Raw genomic sequence first — 13,813 nt, forward strand, 5'->3', positions numbered from 1 at the left:
CATGAAGCACGATAGAATTCTGATAACCGGCGCTTCCTCCGGGTTGGGGCAGGCTTTATCCCTAACGCTGGCCCGCCCGGGCCGCACCCTATGGCTGGGAGGACGCAACCCGGAGCGGTTGAACAAAACTGCCCGCGACTGCATCAGCCGTGGCGCTGCCGTGCACCTGAACCTGTGCGATGTTACCGACCGCCATGCCATGGCAGACTGGGTGCAGGGCACAAGGGGGCTGGATATGGTTCTGGCCTGCGCGGGCATTACCGGCGGCACCCGCAAACCCCAAGGGGCAGATACTCCGGCAACCGAATCCCCGGCCCAAATCCGCAGAATTTTTGAAACAGACCTGTACGGTGTGCTCAACACCGTTCTTCCCGCACTTGAGCTTATGCAGGGCCAGCCCCGGGCGACCGATGGCCTGCGCGGGCGAATCTGTGCCATTTCCTCCGTTGCTGGCCTTGTTTCTTTTCCCGGCACCCCATCTTACAGTGCCGCCAAGGCGGCTGTGGACCGCTTTATGGTTGCAACGGGGGGGAACACCAAAAAAGCCGGTATTCTGCTCAGTTCGGTTGTTTGCGGTTTTCTGGACACACCCATGGTGGCGCGCAACACCTTCCCCATGCCCGGTCTTACGGATGTTAACAGTGCCTGCCGTCGGATTTTACGCGGACTGGCACGCAATGAGCGGCGTATTACCTTTCCGCTCTGGCTTGCAGCAGGCTCCCGTTTGATGGATTTACTGCCCATCAAACTAGCCGAAGCCTATTACAACAACCAGCCAGCCGGAGCACCGGGCAGTATGCCGGAGCCGGAGCCGGATCTGGGCTGAAGCCATTAAATCAAGGCTACGGGCAGAACCTCGCGCGCCCTGCCATCCGGTTATTTTGCGCCAGGCATTCCCCGGCGCACCAGTTCGTACAACCCAACGGCTGCCGCCACGGATACATTCAGGCTTTCCATATCACCGGGCATGTACAGACCGGCAATTTCATCACAGCTCTCACGCGTCAGGCGGCGCAGGCCGCGGCCTTCCGCGCCCAGAACCAGCGCCACACGCCGTCCGTCAAACCCGGCACCATTAAGGATTGATCCGCCAGCATCCAGCCCTACGGTCCAGCACCCTGCTTTTTGGAGCATTTCTATAGCGCGGGACAGATTAACCTCACGCACAAACGGCACTGTTTCCAGCGCACCGGATGCGGCCTTGGCCAGAACGGCTGTCTCTTCTGGGGCATTGCGGTCCTGCACCACAATGCAAGCGGCACCAAAGGCTGCTGCCGACCGCAAAATAGCCCCCACATTGCGTGGGTCTGTAACCTGATCCAGCACCAGCACCGGCCCGGGGCGTTCGAGCGCCTCCTCCAGCGAGAGCGAGGGCAGAATATGCGCCAGCATGGCTACACCCTGGTGCACTGCCTCCGGCCCCAGCAGGTCATCCAGCCGGGCGCGCTGCACCAGTTCGGGGGCTACCCGCAAGCCGCGCCCACCAGAACGGGCTGCTTCTTCCAGTGCGGGATGTTCGGCCTCGGTCACCAGTAAGCGTTCGTACACCCTGCGTGGATTTGCCAAGGCCGCAGCCACGGCATGTGTGCCAAACAGCCAGCATTTACCCACGGGTGCGGAAGGCCCGCCTTCGCGCCCACCACCATGGCCGGAGGAGCGGGATCTGCGGGCGGGGCGGGCAACTTTGCGGGGGTTCTGCATGGACAAACGGTTCCGGATTTGGGTCACTCTGCCTCTCCCCTAGCGCATGAGCGGGGTCTCCGCCTATCCCCACAACACGGTATGATGCGCTTTGGTGAGTAAAGATCAGAACCATGAACACGCACGGGAATGGACATTCCCCCCCCACGGCGGTAATCCGTCTGATGCAAAGCAGCCTAGACGCAACAGCAGAACAGGAGCGCCTTATGTCCGCAGCTCAGGGCCCATGTGCTGGCGCCATTACCCTGCACAAAAATGACCTGCCCGACCACATGCGCTTTACAGGCTCCATTGCCGTGGACACGGAAACCATGGGCCTCAACCCCCATAGGGACAGGCTGTGCCTTGTCCAGATTTCCAGCGGGGATGGTACGGCCCATCTGGTGCAGCTTATCCCCTCATCCCTTGGTGGTCAGGGCTATGACTGCCCCAACCTCAAACGCGTTCTGGCGGACCCGAGCATAACCAAAATCATGCATTATGCGCGCTTTGATGTCCGTATTCTGCAACATGCTCTGGGTATTACGGTCAGCCCTGTTGTCTGCACCAAAATTGCGGCCCGCCTTGTCCGTACCTTTACAGACCGCCACGGACTGGCGGCCCTCTGCCGGGACCTGCTGGGCGTTGACCTGAGCAAACAGCAGCAAAGCTCGGACTGGGGTGCACGTGAGCTCAAGCCCGAACAGCTGGCCTATGCCGCATCGGACGTGCTTTACCTGCATGACCTGTGGCATAAGCTTTCCACCCTTCTGGACCGCGAAAACAGGCGCGATATTGCCCAAGCGTGCTACGACTTTTTGCCAACACGGGCACGGCTGGACATGCTGGGTTATGAGGACCCGGACATTTTCTCCCATCGCGCCTGAGCAAACGTACCCTGCTGCTCCTTCTGGCTATCGGACCCACCTGACGCATGACAACACCCCTCCCCTCCAGTGTAACGGCACCCACCACAGCGGGCATGGATGCCGCAACGACCGTGCGCATGGAACAGGCCGGGCTGGATGCGCTGGCTCATGCCTTTGAAGACCCCAACGGACTGGGAGGCACCTTCAGCCGGGCGGTAGAAATTCTATTGGGTATTCAGGGCCGGGTTGTTGTAACCGGCATTGGCAAATCGGGGCATGTTGCACGCAAAATACAGGCCACTCTGGCCTCTACTGGCACACCGTCCCTGTACGTTCACCCGGCTGAAGCCTCTCACGGGGACTTGGGCATGGTGCAACCCGATGATGCCATTCTGGCTTTTTCCAACTCGGGTGAGACCACGGAACTGGGCGACATTGCCGCCCATGCCCTGCGCACCGGCCAACCCCTGCTGGCCGTAACCAGCAAAGCAACGTCCACCCTGGCAACCACGGCCACCCTGGCCTTGACCCTGCCTGCCATGCCCGAAGCCTGCCCCATGGGGCTGGCCCCCACGACCAGTACTCTCATGCAGCTGGCGTTTGGCGATGCTCTGGCTGTGGCCCTGCTGCGCTACAGGGGTTTTACGGCAACGCAATTCGGGGTTTTCCACCCCGGTGGCAGGCTTGGCGCACGCCTGCTAACAGTGCGCGATGTCATGCACACTGGTAACGCCATGCCCCTGACCGCCCCCGGCACGCCCATGCGCGATGTCATTATGGAAATGACGCACAAGGCGCTAGGCTGCGTTGGCATTGTGGGGCAGAATGGGGAACTGGCAGGGCTGATCACGGATGGTGACCTGCGCCGCGCGCTGGACCACGACCTAACAACCACACTGGCACAGAACATAATGAACCCAAGGCCGCTTACCATAAACCCGGATGCCCTTGCTTCCGAGGCGTTGCAGGTCATGAATGCACGCAAGCGGCCCGTTACCTCCCTTTTTGTTCTTAATGCCGACCGCCAGCCCATTGGGGTTGTACATCTGCACGACCTGATCCGCGCAGGTGTTGGATGACCAACACACCCGACAAACGCCCACAACGCGACGACTACGCCCGTTCCGCGGCAGATAACAGACAGCGGCGCGAACACATTGCTGGCGCATCCATCAAACGTACTCCACCGGACCCGGTCAAACTTGCGCGCCGCCGTATGGTGCTCCGCTGGGCCAAGTGGGTGCTGCCTGCCACAGCTCTGCTGCTTTTATCCGCCATAGCCATATGGCCGGAGGTTGAACGTCTGGTAAGTGCTAACCAAACCACCATTCGTGAGTTGAGCAAGGTCAAGATAGAAAGCGGCAATCTGATCGGAGCCACATACCGTGGAGTGGATGAACACGACCGTCCGTTCATGATCACGGCCGATGTCGTCCATCAGGCAACGGACAGCAGGCTGGACCTGACTGACCCCGTGGCCGATATTCTGACCCAGGGTGGAGACTGGCTTATGGTCCGATCGGAAAAAGGCGTTTACATGCAGCACGCACAGATTCTTGACCTGACCGGAGAAGTCACCCTGTACCGAGACGATGGGCTGATGATGCACACACCTATTGCGGATGTTGACGTAAAACGCAGCATTATTGCATCCGACTCATGGGTGCGGGCTGAAGGGCCATTTGGTGTGCTGGACGCGCAGGGGTTCCTGCTGAGCCAGCATGAAGGCATTGCCCAATTCCGTGGCCCGGGCCGACTGATCCTGAATGATGACCGCCAGAATGATGCCACAACTGGCAAAAAGGCATCCTGAAGTATGATAACACGAGCACTGCCCCTATCGTCCGTCCTGCGTTCTTTTGCACGGCGCGCTTGCCTGCTGGCTGGTCTGCCTGCTGGCATTCTGCTCTTCCACGGGGGTGCGCACGCACAGGCCATAGACCTCTCCCACGGGGGGCAGATTACCGTAACAGCGCTTGGTGGGTTTGACTGGGACCAGAACCAGAAAAAGGTCACGGCCTATGATCAGGCCAAAGCCGTACGGAACAATGTTACGGTCACGGCCGATAAGCTGATTGCCTATTACCGCAAAAAAACGCCCGTAGATGCTCCGGCAGCACCAGCGGGTGCGGCGGCGACCACTCCGGGCAAGGACAATGCACCAACGGCCCCGGCCACACCACCGCCCGCACCGCCCCCCCCTGCCCCGGCCAAGACCGGGGATGATCAGGATTCCGGTGCGAATGAAATTTACCGGCTGGAAGCCATAGGTCACGTCCACATCTTTACCGAGACCGATCAGGCCTGGGGTGACAAGGCCGTGTATGACATGGACAAGGCTGTACTGGTCATGACCGGCAAGGCCCTGAAGCTGACAACACCGCAAGACGTGCTGACCGCACGCGATTCGATGGAATATTACTCGCAGGACCGCATTTCCATCGGGCGGGGTGATGCAACGGTTACAACCAATGACCACAGGCAGATTCGTGCTGATGTGCTGGTTGGCTACAGCGCCCCCAGCGAGCCACCGCCAGCCGGAACCGACCCACAGGCAAAACCCGCCAACACATCGGGCGATCCCCTGAGTTCCGGCTCCGGCAAGCTGGAAAAAGTCAATGCGTTTGGCCATGTATGGGTCCGTACCCAGACAGAAATTGTTACGGGCGAACGGGGCGTATATGTACCGGACACGGGCATTGCGCGGATTATTGGCAATGTGCATATCACCCGCGGGCCAAACCAGATTCAGGGGGCTGCGGCCATTATCAACATGCACACAGGTATTGCCACCATGACGGAACGCCCCGGCAGCCGCGTAAGCGGGCTGGTCGTACCCAACAATGGCGATACATCGGACAGGAAATAACAATGAACCGGGAAGTCAGCTGGACGTCCGAAGAAACCGTGCGGGAAGAAGTGATTGGTCTGGAGCCAGAGCCCATGGACCTGAACGCTCCTCACCAACCGGGGCATGGTCTGGTCGCGCATAACATTGGTAAAAGTTATAAAAAGCGCGAAGTGGTTAAAAATGTCTCGATTGAAGTGCATCGGGGCGAGGCCGTGGGCCTGCTTGGCCCTAACGGCGCGGGCAAAACCACCAGTTTTTATATGATTGTAGGGCTGGTCCAGCCCGATACAGGCACCATTACGCTTGATGGCGCCAATATTACCCAACTGCCCATGTACCGCCGTGCACGCCTTGGCATTGGCTATCTGCCACAGGAAGCCAGCATTTTCCGGGGGCTGAATGTTGAACAGAACATTATGGCAGCACTAGAGGTGGTCGAACCCGACATTGACCAGCGGCAGGTCATGCTGGATGGGCTGCTTAACGAATTTGGCATTGCACGCCTGCGCCATTCGCCATCCCTCGCACTCTCCGGTGGGGAACGCCGACGGCTGGAAATTGCCCGCGCACTGGCCAGCCAGCCACACTACATTCTGCTGGACGAACCACTGGCCGGGATTGACCCCATTGCCGTGGGCGAAATCCGCGATCTGGTTTCCCACCTCAAGGACCGTGGGATCGGAGTGCTCATTACCGACCATAACGTGCGTGAGACACTGGAAGTTATTGACCGTGCCTACATTATGCACAGTGGTCAGGTTCTGATGCAGGGCGTACCAGAGGAAATTGTGGCGCATGAGGATGTGCGCCGTGTTTATCTGGGCGAAAGCTTCTCGCTCTAACGCTGCACAGATGCAAAACCAGAGGCCCGCAGGCAGGAAACTGTAGCGGGCTTCTGGTTTTTTTCAGGCTGTTTGGTTCTGGTTATCCAGCAGATTGGAAGGGCCTTCCTCCAGCACCTCAACCCTGTCCCCTACGCTAATCAGCCCGCTTTTTTCCACTACCGCGTTTTGTGCAAACATAACCCCGCCACTGGTGCGCCTGAAGCTGGCCAGCGTAGCCAATGGTTCCTTCGGGTTAGGCACCTGCGCCGTGTTCTGGTCAATGGATGTAACAACACACCGGGAACACGGCGCCACAACACGCACAACCACATTCCCACCGATGCACAACCGCCGCCAGCCATCCTCCGCCCAGGCCTGATTGCTGCTGATTACAATATTGGCGCGAAAGCGGCTCATAGGTATGGCCTGCCCTGCGGGAAGGCGGTCATTCAACGCCTCCAATGAGGCGGTATTGGCAAGCAGGAGCGGATACCCATCAGCAAAGGAAACAGGATGTTCCGCCTCGCCCAGCATTCGGATGCGCGCAAGCTCCGGGCGGTGCATCCACACCAGCCGGCAAGGCCGCCCCAACACTCTGGTCAACCAGCTTGCCGCCTCTTCTCCCGCATCGCGCACCTGCACCTGATCTTTCCAGACCGTTACCGTCAACAGCAGCGCCGTCTGATCCGGGCAACGCACCGGACAAGGCTGCACACCTGCGCGGGTCAGCACAAGCCCTCCCGCTGTGGGAATCGGGGCCACCAATGCCATATCGCGGCAGGTACGCTGGGTTAAAAACCGATTGTCCGGCGTAACCACCATCCAGCGGCGGTCCCCCTCCATCCCCCAAGGGCTGAGCATGGCAGAAGCAGGCGCAAGCCCATGCAACCCTTTGACCGGATAAATATGCAAGCTGGTAACGTGCGGCCCCTGCAACCCCATATCCACCGACATGGCTGTGCTATGGCCTGTGCCGGCTATAGCCTGGCAAGCTTGGCGGGTCTGCAACCGTCACCGGTGGTGGGGGCTGCATGGCAATAGGCGGCGTAGGCGGAGCCGGTGGTTTGGGTGGTGCCAGCACCATAACCGGAATATCAATCCGCTCCATAACCGGGCGGACCTTCTGGTGGGTTATGTGCCACATAAAACCGCCATACAGCCCACCCAGAACCACAAGGCAGCCCAGTTTAATCTGCCAGCCCCAGCCGCGCGGCATTTTGGGCATATGCTTGGGGGGGGCAGAACGTAAAAGCATGGTTGGCAAATATCCAGATCATAACATGTAAGGCCAGCAACTCCCTGTGTAGGCATAGGGGGCGTCTGGCGGCAAGCCTGCCATGCAGCTTTATATTTTCTCCGGATCAGGCTGCCATGCAACCACCGGGCAAAGCTCTGCATTATATCTGTAACAAAGGCATGGACACGAACACCCTGCCCATGCCCAAATACCAAACGAAGCGTTGCAGAACCCTGCCTGCAATGCAGATCAAGGCCTATCCGTTGCACCGGACAAGCACTGTGAACACATGCTTTTCGGGTGTGGTGGAACAGCCTGCCAGTCGCAAGGAACGATGTCCTATGCATATTCAGGTTTCCGGTAAACAGATTGATCTTTCCGATGCCTTGAAACATCGGGTCAACACCCATCTGGGCAATCTTGCGGAACGATATTTTGATACAGGGCTACAGGCACAGGTAACCTTTGGTAAGGCCCGCTCCTTTTTTACCTGCGACATCAACGTAAAAGCCGGTCGTGGCCTGATCCTGCGCGGGGAAGGCGAAGCAGCGGATGCCAATGCCGCTTTTGATGATGCAGCCGAACATATTGCCAAGCGTCTGCGCCGCTACCACAAGCGCGTTACCTCCCATTCACGCGCGACCACACGACAGGAACTACCGGAGCGCGTCCGCTCCTACGTGTTGCAGCCCGTGGAAGAACAGGTGCTGGAAACAGCCTCCGCCACAACGGGCCACACGGAGGAGGAAGAGACCTTTGCAACCATTATTGCCGAACAGCCAACGGATATTCCGCTCCTGTCCGTAGGGGAGGCCGTGATGCGGCTGGACCTTGCAGGCCAGAGCTTTCTGCTCTTCCGCAATACCGCCAGCCGACAGATCAGTCTGGTTTACCGGCGCAATGACGGCAATATTGGCTGGGTGGATACAGCACCGCTGGAAGCCACCTCTGCCTGAACAGCCAATCCAGCCAACCGGGGGGCATGGCATCCATCCCCCCCCAACAAAAAAGGACCGGCATAACCGGTCCTTTTTTTTAATGTATGGGCACCCTCCGTTTACTGGAGGGATGCTGGCACCATGTCGTTCTGCACAATGGCGCCCCACGCGGTTTCCATATCATCCACCACGGCAAGCAAGGAGCCGTCTGCTGCGTAAATGGCACAGCCTTCCTCTCCATCTTCCATCATGGCAGGCCGGGTATAGGCAACCTTGCTCAACCCAAGGGAGCGAAACTGCATATCGGAAAGCTGCCGCACATCCGCCACCCGTTCGGCCTGCGGCAAACCAGCTGGCATATAACCACCCTGTATGCTGCTTTTCATTGCGTCTTCCTTTCCGGTTTTTTATCGACCGTCTACATCCATGACTGGATGCAGCATACGCGGTGCAGGCCGTGGTTTAACCCCCGTACCGGAGGCCCCCTGCGCCTTTTGTCCACCTTGCATAATCTCGATCTGCTTGATCCTGACCTCTGGCTGTGGGCGAAAAAGGTCTATGTGCAACAGACCATTATCCAGCCACGCACCACCAATTTCTATGCCCTCGGCCAGCACAAACGCTTTCTGGAACTGGCGGGAGGCAATGCCCCGGTGCAGGTACACACGTTCCTCCCCTTCCTCCGCCTGACGACCACGAATGACAAGCTGGTTGTCTTCCTGCGTGATCTGGAGGTCCTCCATACGAAAACCGGCAACGGCAAGGGTAATGCGCAGGCCATTAGGGGCAATCTGCTCAATGTTGTAAGGTGGGTATCCATCACCCGAACCCTTGCTGGCACGTTCCAACATCTGTTCCAGATGATCAAAACCCAAAAACATGGGCGAGCCAAAAAGCCTGCCTGACATTGTACAAGCCTCCTCCCTTCTGAGCGAGACGTATCAACCGAACCCGCCACGGCATCCGGTCTCTTCACGATATGGGATAGAAGCAGGCGCACGCAACCCTGTGTCCCGCTTCTATCTGGTCAGATACACCCGCACTGTGGTTTGTGCGCCATGTTGTGGCGGCAAAGTGACAGATTTTTTGCCCCCCAAAAACTTTTAATGCGGTTTTCTTCTAGCATCCGCCACAACGGGACGCTAAATCGGGCTGTATGACAAACGCAGCCCTGACAGACGCCGCATTTTCCGCTGCCTCGGACAATGCCGCCCCTCTTACCATCCTGACGCCACCGCACCCGGTGCTGCGCCAGAAAGCAAGACTGGTCAAACCTGAAGACGTGGCAGAAATCCAGCGGATTCTACCCGGCATGTTTGCCGCCATGTATCAGGCTCCCGGCATTGGGCTGGCAGCCCCACAGGTTGGCCTGAGTCTGCGTTTTGTCCTGATCGATCTGGGGGAAAAGGAATCACGCGACCCCATGGTGCTGATCAACCCCGAAATTCTGGCTGAAACGGAAGAGATGGCTGCGCGGGAAGAAGGCTGTCTGTCCCTTCCCCAACAGTACGCCGAAGTTGTTCGCCCCGAAAAAGTGCGTGTTCGCTGGCAGAACCTGCGCGGTGAGCAGCAGGAGCGTGACGTAAGCGGTCTGCTGGCAACCTGCGTGCAGCATGAGCTTGACCATCTGGATGGTGTTCTGTTTGTGGACCATCTGTCCGCCCTGCGCCGCAACATGATCCTGCGTCGCCTGGCCAAGGATCTGAAACGCAACTAAGTGAAAAATAACCGCCCGATGCGTCTTGTTTTTATGGGTACGCCAGATTTTGCCGTTCCCGCCCTAAAGGCCCTCCACGCCGCCGGGCATGACATTGCTGCCGTTTACTCCCAGCCGCCTCGCCCCGCCGGACGGGGCAAGGCATTGCGTGCATCTCCTGTGCAGCAGGCCGCACAAGAACTGGGCCTGCCTGTGCGTCATCCATTATCCCTGCGCAATAACCCGGATGAATGGGCAGCTTTTGCCGCACTTAAAGCCGATGCCGCCATTGTTGCCGCATATGGGCTGATCCTCCCCCAGATTATGCTGGATGCCCCCAGACTGGGCTGCCTGAACATCCATGCCAGCCTGCTCCCGCGCTGGCGGGGCGCTTCCCCCATACAAAGTGCCATTCTGGCAGGGGATACGGAAAGTGGCGTAACCATCATGCAGATGGAAGCCGGGCTGGACACAGGCCCCATGCTCCTGCGCGAGGCCGTTTCCATTACGGAGCAGACAACCGCAACAACCCTGCATGATGCCCTGAGCGCTCTGGGGGGCAGCATGGTCCTGCGTGTATTGCAGGACTTCCCGGCCACACACCCAACCCCGGCAGAAACACGGGACCGCCTTGCTGCCCATCGTCCGGCGCGCCAGATACAGCCGGAACAGGGCGTGACTTACGCCTCCCGCCTCATGCGGGAAGATGGTCGTATTGACTGGACACAGAGCGCTACAGCCATAGACCGCCAGATCCGTGCCCTAACCCCTTGGCCCGGCACCTTTACTACTCTGGCAGACGGTACTGTCATCAAGGTTGGTGGTGGTGTTCCTGCATCAGCCTCCCATACTGCACCGGCAGGCACAATTATTGACGATCATCTTACCGTTGCCTGTGGGAGCGGGTTCCTGCGGCTCACCCGCCTGCAGCGCCCCGGACGCGGCATGATGGATGCCGACGCCTTTTTGCGTGGGCAACCCCTGCGCGCGGGAACCTGCCTGGGCACCAGCACCCCCAGCAACACTCCATGACCGAACCCGCCATCCAGCGTTGGGCTGTACAACTGGAATATGATGGTCGCGGTCTTGTTGGCTGGCAGCGCCAAAAATCCGGTCTGTCCGTACAGGCTCTGCTGGAAGACGCGGCTTTTCGTCTTGCTGGTGGCAGACCCGTGCCCAGCATTACCGCTGGACGCACTGATTCGGGGGTCCATGCGCTGGCACAGGTGGCGCATCTGGATTTTCCTGCAGATGCCCATTTTTCCAGCTATTCCGTGCGGGAAGGGCTAAGCTACCACCTTAAACCCCATGCAGTGGTTGTGCTTGATGCGGCACCAGTCAGCTTAGACTGGAGTGCCCGTTTTTCGGCCACATGGCGCTCTTACCGCTACCGGATACTCAACCGGCGCACACGACCTGCACTGGCCGAAGGCCATGTATGGCATGTTAAATCCCCGCTGGATGAACATATTATGCAGCAGGCTGCCAACCTCTTGCTCGGCCAGCATGACTTTACATCCTTCCGCGCTGTTGCCTGCCAGGCCAACAGCCCCATTCGCACGCTTGACCGGTTGGACATCACGCGTGAGGGGGATGAGGTTGTGGTATTTGCCAAGGCTCGGTCATTTTTGCACCATCAGGTGCGCAATATGGTCGGCACGCTCAAAAAAGTAGGAACTGGCGCATGGGAGCCAGACCGCGTTGCCACCGCCCTTGCAGCACGGGACCGCAGTGCAGCAGGTCCTACAGCCCCGCCTGATGGATTATACCTGACAGGTGTGGGATATGATCCAGACCCTTTTGCCTAACGGCTGGATCACGCTCCTATAAATGACCCAACCCCTTACTCCTCTTCCAAAGAAGGAGAGCAATGGATTGGTGCGGGAAGCGGCTCAGCTCCCCTTCATGGTCACCATAGGCTGTAGCAGGTCGTTCAACACCATGTAATGCGGCGGCAAAAGAGCGGCCGAAGCATACAGGGCAATCGACGCGACCAGAATAGACAGGTAGAGCAGCGCTGCACGGCCACCGGAAATGCCTAACCCTACCTTGGCAACAAACCATTGCAGCCACAGTTCGTATGCTGCCGCACAAAATGCCAGAGCACCAATAAAAGCGGGCTGGCGGGCGACATCAGGCGTAATCACTGCGGCAATGACCGCACAGGCCAGAGAAATTAACACAACAACCCAGCCGCACCACGTTGCAGCCGTAATATAGCGCAGCCAGAGCGCACCACGCCCCCAGCGATGAGCATAAAAATGCGAGACCACAGCAGGCAGCAGCAGCACACAAAAAGACAGAAGCAGCTTGGTGGCCGACATGAGTTTGTCTGGCAGCAGGAATATCTGAATCCCGCCCACCAGTATGCAGGCCATTTGCGGCGCAAGTGCTGCGCCAAAAGCATCTGGCGTGCCCTCAAAAAAAGCCAGCCCTTCCCGCTTGCCACCCGCCAGCAGCATCATACCCTGCAAAATGCGGCGAGCCGCGCCCAACTTGCCTGTATCTGGAATCACACCCCTACCCCTTTAAAGAAGGCTTCATAAATCTGGGTCAGTTTTTCCATGTCAGCAATGGCTGCATGTTCATCCACTTTATGAATACTTGCCCCGACCAGCCCAAACTCCGCTACGGGGCAATAACGTGCAATAAAACGCGCATCAGACGTGCCCCCCCCCGTATCCAGCTTGGGCGTAAGCCCCGTAACACTTGTAATGGCCTGTTGCAGCACCGCCATTTCCTTACCCGGTGGAGCAAAAAAAGACTCACCACTTATGCTGATGGTAACATGTGACCGAGGTGCATACTGGCGGCAGAGTGTTTGTATCCACCCAGCAAGGCCTGTGCCGGTATGCAGGTCATTAAACCGTATGTTCAGCCGTGCTTCTGCCCGGGCTGGAATCAGGTTGGTGGCCATATTGCCTACGTCCAGACTGGTGACCTGCAGGCTGGAGGGTTCAAAATACTCGGACCCATGATCCAGCGGTGTAGCCAGCAGGGCATCCAACACCGCCAGCAGGCGATGAACCGGGTTATCCGCACGGTGTGGGTAAGCCACATGCCCCTGCGTTCCCTCAACCACAATATGGGCGTTCAGGCTCCCACGGCGGCCAACCTTGACCATTTCCCCCAACGTATGGGGGTTTGTAGGCTCACCTACCAGACAGTAATCGGGAATTTCGCCCCGTGCGGCCATCCACTCCAGCACCTTCTGGGTGCCATAGGTTGCCGGGCCTTCCTCATCCCCTGTAATCAGCAGGCTGATCGACCCTTCCCCCATGCCTGCCCGTACACGGCGGGCAATAGCGGCCAGACAGGCCGCTATGCCACCTTTCATGTCGCACGCACCACGGCCATAAAGAACACCGTCCACCACATCCGCAGCGTATGGCGGGTGTGTCCAGTCTGCCTCATTCCCAGCAGGCACCACATCCGTGTGCCCTGCGTAGCAGATGTGCGGAGCCCCTTTGCCAAGACGGGCAAAAAAATTGGGGGTACACGCGGGCCCATCACCAAAAGGCAGATGTGTTACTTCAAAACCAAGCTGTTCCAGCATAGCACCCAGCAAACGCTGGGACTCCCCCGGATCGGGCGAAACTGAAGGCTGGCGGATGAGCAACCGGGCCACACCCACCGGGTCTGTCAGCGCCAGATCAGCGGGAAGAGAGGCAGGTGTGCCAGTTATCATACGTCAGTCTCGTTCTTTACAGTCTGGGAG

The 13,813-nt window shown here is 58.7% G+C and carries 17 protein-coding genes; 10 read left to right on the forward strand and 7 right to left on the reverse strand.

The features are described 5' to 3' along the window. The first annotated feature begins 1 nt into the window (after position 1). Positions 2-826 carry an SDR family NAD(P)-dependent oxidoreductase gene (locus Absy_RS04290; protein ID WP_048853499.1) on the forward strand — a complete coding sequence of 275 codons (825 nt, stop codon included), beginning with the start codon at positions 2-4 and terminating at the stop codon, positions 824-826. Between the two features lie 50 nt (positions 827-876). Here the strand turns inward: Absy_RS04290 and rlmB are convergent, their stop codons facing one another. Next, the gene (rlmB, locus tag Absy_RS04295) at positions 877-1,701 is read right to left on the reverse strand and encodes a 23S rRNA (guanosine(2251)-2'-O)-methyltransferase RlmB (protein WP_084596882.1); all 825 of its coding nucleotides are present in this window, start codon (positions 1,699-1,701) and stop codon (positions 877-879) included. Between the two features lie 206 nt (positions 1,702-1,907). On the opposite strand from rlmB, the gene Absy_RS04300 reads away from it, so the two are divergent. The 5 genes from Absy_RS04300 to lptB are packed head-to-tail and all read left to right on the forward strand — an operon-like array spanning position 1,908 to position 6,242. Beyond that, complete coding sequence (locus Absy_RS04300) at positions 1,908-2,567, forward strand: ribonuclease D (RefSeq protein ID WP_048853588.1); 660 nt, start codon at positions 1,908-1,910, stop codon at positions 2,565-2,567. Between the two features lie 47 nt (positions 2,568-2,614). Then, positions 2,615-3,628 carry a KpsF/GutQ family sugar-phosphate isomerase gene (locus Absy_RS04305; protein ID WP_048853501.1) on the forward strand — a complete coding sequence of 338 codons (1,014 nt, stop codon included), beginning with the start codon at positions 2,615-2,617 and terminating at the stop codon, positions 3,626-3,628. Further along, a complete protein-coding gene (lptC, locus tag Absy_RS04310; protein WP_048853502.1) occupies positions 3,625-4,362 on the forward strand; it encodes an LPS export ABC transporter periplasmic protein LptC in 738 nt (245 codons plus the stop codon). Before Absy_RS04305 ends, lptC begins: the two co-directional genes overlap by 4 nt. A gap of 3 nt (positions 4,363-4,365) precedes the next feature. After that, positions 4,366-5,418, forward strand: a complete 1,053-nt coding sequence (locus tag Absy_RS04315; protein WP_048853503.1) for an LptA/OstA family protein — start codon at positions 4,366-4,368, stop codon at positions 5,416-5,418. A 2-nt stretch (positions 5,419-5,420) separates the two neighbouring features. Then, positions 5,421-6,242: an LPS export ABC transporter ATP-binding protein gene (gene lptB, locus Absy_RS04320; protein ID WP_095351214.1), complete on the forward strand. Its 822-nt coding sequence runs from the start codon at positions 5,421-5,423 to the stop codon at positions 6,240-6,242. Between the two features lie 63 nt (positions 6,243-6,305). Here the strand turns inward: lptB and Absy_RS04325 are convergent, their stop codons facing one another. Both Absy_RS04325 and Absy_RS04330 read right to left on the reverse strand, forming a co-directional pair. Beyond that, positions 6,306-7,178, reverse strand: coding sequence for an MOSC domain-containing protein (locus Absy_RS04325; protein ID WP_048853504.1), 873 nt, complete (start codon positions 7,176-7,178; stop codon positions 6,306-6,308). Between the two features lie 7 nt (positions 7,179-7,185). Continuing rightward, complete coding sequence (locus Absy_RS04330) at positions 7,186-7,479, reverse strand: hypothetical protein (protein WP_048853505.1); 294 nt, start codon at positions 7,477-7,479, stop codon at positions 7,186-7,188. 323 nt (positions 7,480-7,802) lie between these two features. On the opposite strand from Absy_RS04330, the gene hpf reads away from it, so the two are divergent. Next, on the forward strand, positions 7,803-8,417 hold the full coding sequence (hpf, locus tag Absy_RS04335) for a ribosome hibernation-promoting factor, HPF/YfiA family (RefSeq protein WP_048853590.1): 615 nt from the start codon (positions 7,803-7,805) through the stop codon (positions 8,415-8,417). Between the two features lie 101 nt (positions 8,418-8,518). On the opposite strand, the gene Absy_RS04340 is transcribed toward hpf, so the two are convergent. Continuing rightward, the gene (locus tag Absy_RS04340) at positions 8,519-8,785 is read right to left on the reverse strand and encodes a hypothetical protein (protein ID WP_048853506.1); all 267 of its coding nucleotides are present in this window, start codon (positions 8,783-8,785) and stop codon (positions 8,519-8,521) included. Between the two features lie 21 nt (positions 8,786-8,806). Then, positions 8,807-9,307 (reverse strand): Hsp20 family protein, encoded by a 501-nt coding sequence (locus Absy_RS04345; protein WP_048853507.1) that lies wholly within the window; start codon positions 9,305-9,307, stop codon positions 8,807-8,809. A 248-nt stretch (positions 9,308-9,555) separates the two neighbouring features. On the opposite strand from Absy_RS04345, the gene def reads away from it, so the two are divergent. The 3 genes from def to truA are packed head-to-tail and all read left to right on the forward strand — an operon-like array spanning position 9,556 to position 11,903. Further along, positions 9,556-10,116 (forward strand): peptide deformylase, encoded by a 561-nt coding sequence (def, locus tag Absy_RS04350; RefSeq protein ID WP_048853508.1) that lies wholly within the window; start codon positions 9,556-9,558, stop codon positions 10,114-10,116. Between the two features lie 18 nt (positions 10,117-10,134). After that, positions 10,135-11,127, forward strand: coding sequence for a methionyl-tRNA formyltransferase (fmt, locus tag Absy_RS04355; protein WP_048853509.1), 993 nt, complete (start codon positions 10,135-10,137; stop codon positions 11,125-11,127). Further along, a complete protein-coding gene (gene truA / locus Absy_RS04360; RefSeq protein WP_048853510.1) occupies positions 11,124-11,903 on the forward strand; it encodes a tRNA pseudouridine(38-40) synthase TruA in 780 nt (259 codons plus the stop codon). The genes fmt and truA overlap by 4 nt, the downstream gene beginning before the upstream one ends. Positions 11,904-11,987: 84 nt before the next feature. Here truA and Absy_RS04365 read toward each other — a convergent pair whose 3' ends face one another. Further along, complete coding sequence (locus Absy_RS04365; RefSeq protein ID WP_048853511.1) at positions 11,988-12,611, reverse strand: hypothetical protein; 624 nt, start codon at positions 12,609-12,611, stop codon at positions 11,988-11,990. Beyond that, the gene (gene dapE, locus Absy_RS04370) at positions 12,608-13,783 is read right to left on the reverse strand and encodes a succinyl-diaminopimelate desuccinylase (RefSeq protein WP_048853512.1); all 1,176 of its coding nucleotides are present in this window, start codon (positions 13,781-13,783) and stop codon (positions 12,608-12,610) included. The genes Absy_RS04365 and dapE overlap by 4 nt, the downstream gene beginning before the upstream one ends. Between the last annotated feature and the right edge of the window lie 30 nt (positions 13,784-13,813).

This window comes from Acetobacter syzygii, assembly GCF_000964225.1.
Taxonomy (GTDB): Bacteria; Pseudomonadota; Alphaproteobacteria; order Acetobacterales; family Acetobacteraceae; genus Acetobacter; species Acetobacter syzygii.

Excerpts from the sequence above, each read along its gene's own strand:
- def (WP_048853508.1), top strand. The coding sequence starts at position 9,556 with ATGACAAACGCAGCCCTGACAGACGCCGCATTTTCCGCTGCCTCGGAC.
- Absy_RS04340 (WP_048853506.1), bottom strand. The coding sequence starts at position 8,785 with ATGAAAAGCAGCATACAGGGTGGTTATATGCCAGCTGGTTTGCCGCAG.
- rlmB (WP_084596882.1), bottom strand. The coding sequence starts at position 1,701 with ATGCAGAACCCCCGCAAAGTTGCCCGCCCCGCCCGCAGATCCCGCTCC.
- Absy_RS04325 (WP_048853504.1), bottom strand. The coding sequence starts at position 7,178 with ATGTCGGTGGATATGGGGTTGCAGGGGCCGCACGTTACCAGCTTGCAT.
- truA (WP_048853510.1), top strand. The coding sequence starts at position 11,124 with ATGACCGAACCCGCCATCCAGCGTTGGGCTGTACAACTGGAATATGAT.
- Absy_RS04345 (WP_048853507.1), bottom strand. The coding sequence starts at position 9,307 with ATGTCAGGCAGGCTTTTTGGCTCGCCCATGTTTTTGGGTTTTGATCAT.
- Absy_RS04300 (WP_048853588.1), top strand. The coding sequence starts at position 1,908 with ATGTCCGCAGCTCAGGGCCCATGTGCTGGCGCCATTACCCTGCACAAA.
- lptB (WP_095351214.1), top strand. The coding sequence starts at position 5,421 with ATGAACCGGGAAGTCAGCTGGACGTCCGAAGAAACCGTGCGGGAAGAA.
- dapE (WP_048853512.1), bottom strand. The coding sequence starts at position 13,783 with ATGATAACTGGCACACCTGCCTCTCTTCCCGCTGATCTGGCGCTGACA.
- fmt (WP_048853509.1), top strand. The coding sequence starts at position 10,135 with ATGCGTCTTGTTTTTATGGGTACGCCAGATTTTGCCGTTCCCGCCCTA.
- Absy_RS04290 (WP_048853499.1), top strand. The coding sequence starts at position 2 with ATGAAGCACGATAGAATTCTGATAACCGGCGCTTCCTCCGGGTTGGGG.
- Absy_RS04315 (WP_048853503.1), top strand. The coding sequence starts at position 4,366 with ATGATAACACGAGCACTGCCCCTATCGTCCGTCCTGCGTTCTTTTGCA.
- lptC (WP_048853502.1), top strand. The coding sequence starts at position 3,625 with ATGACCAACACACCCGACAAACGCCCACAACGCGACGACTACGCCCGT.
- Absy_RS04305 (WP_048853501.1), top strand. The coding sequence starts at position 2,615 with ATGACAACACCCCTCCCCTCCAGTGTAACGGCACCCACCACAGCGGGC.
- Absy_RS04330 (WP_048853505.1), bottom strand. The coding sequence starts at position 7,479 with ATGCTTTTACGTTCTGCCCCCCCCAAGCATATGCCCAAAATGCCGCGC.
- hpf (WP_048853590.1), top strand. The coding sequence starts at position 7,803 with ATGCATATTCAGGTTTCCGGTAAACAGATTGATCTTTCCGATGCCTTG.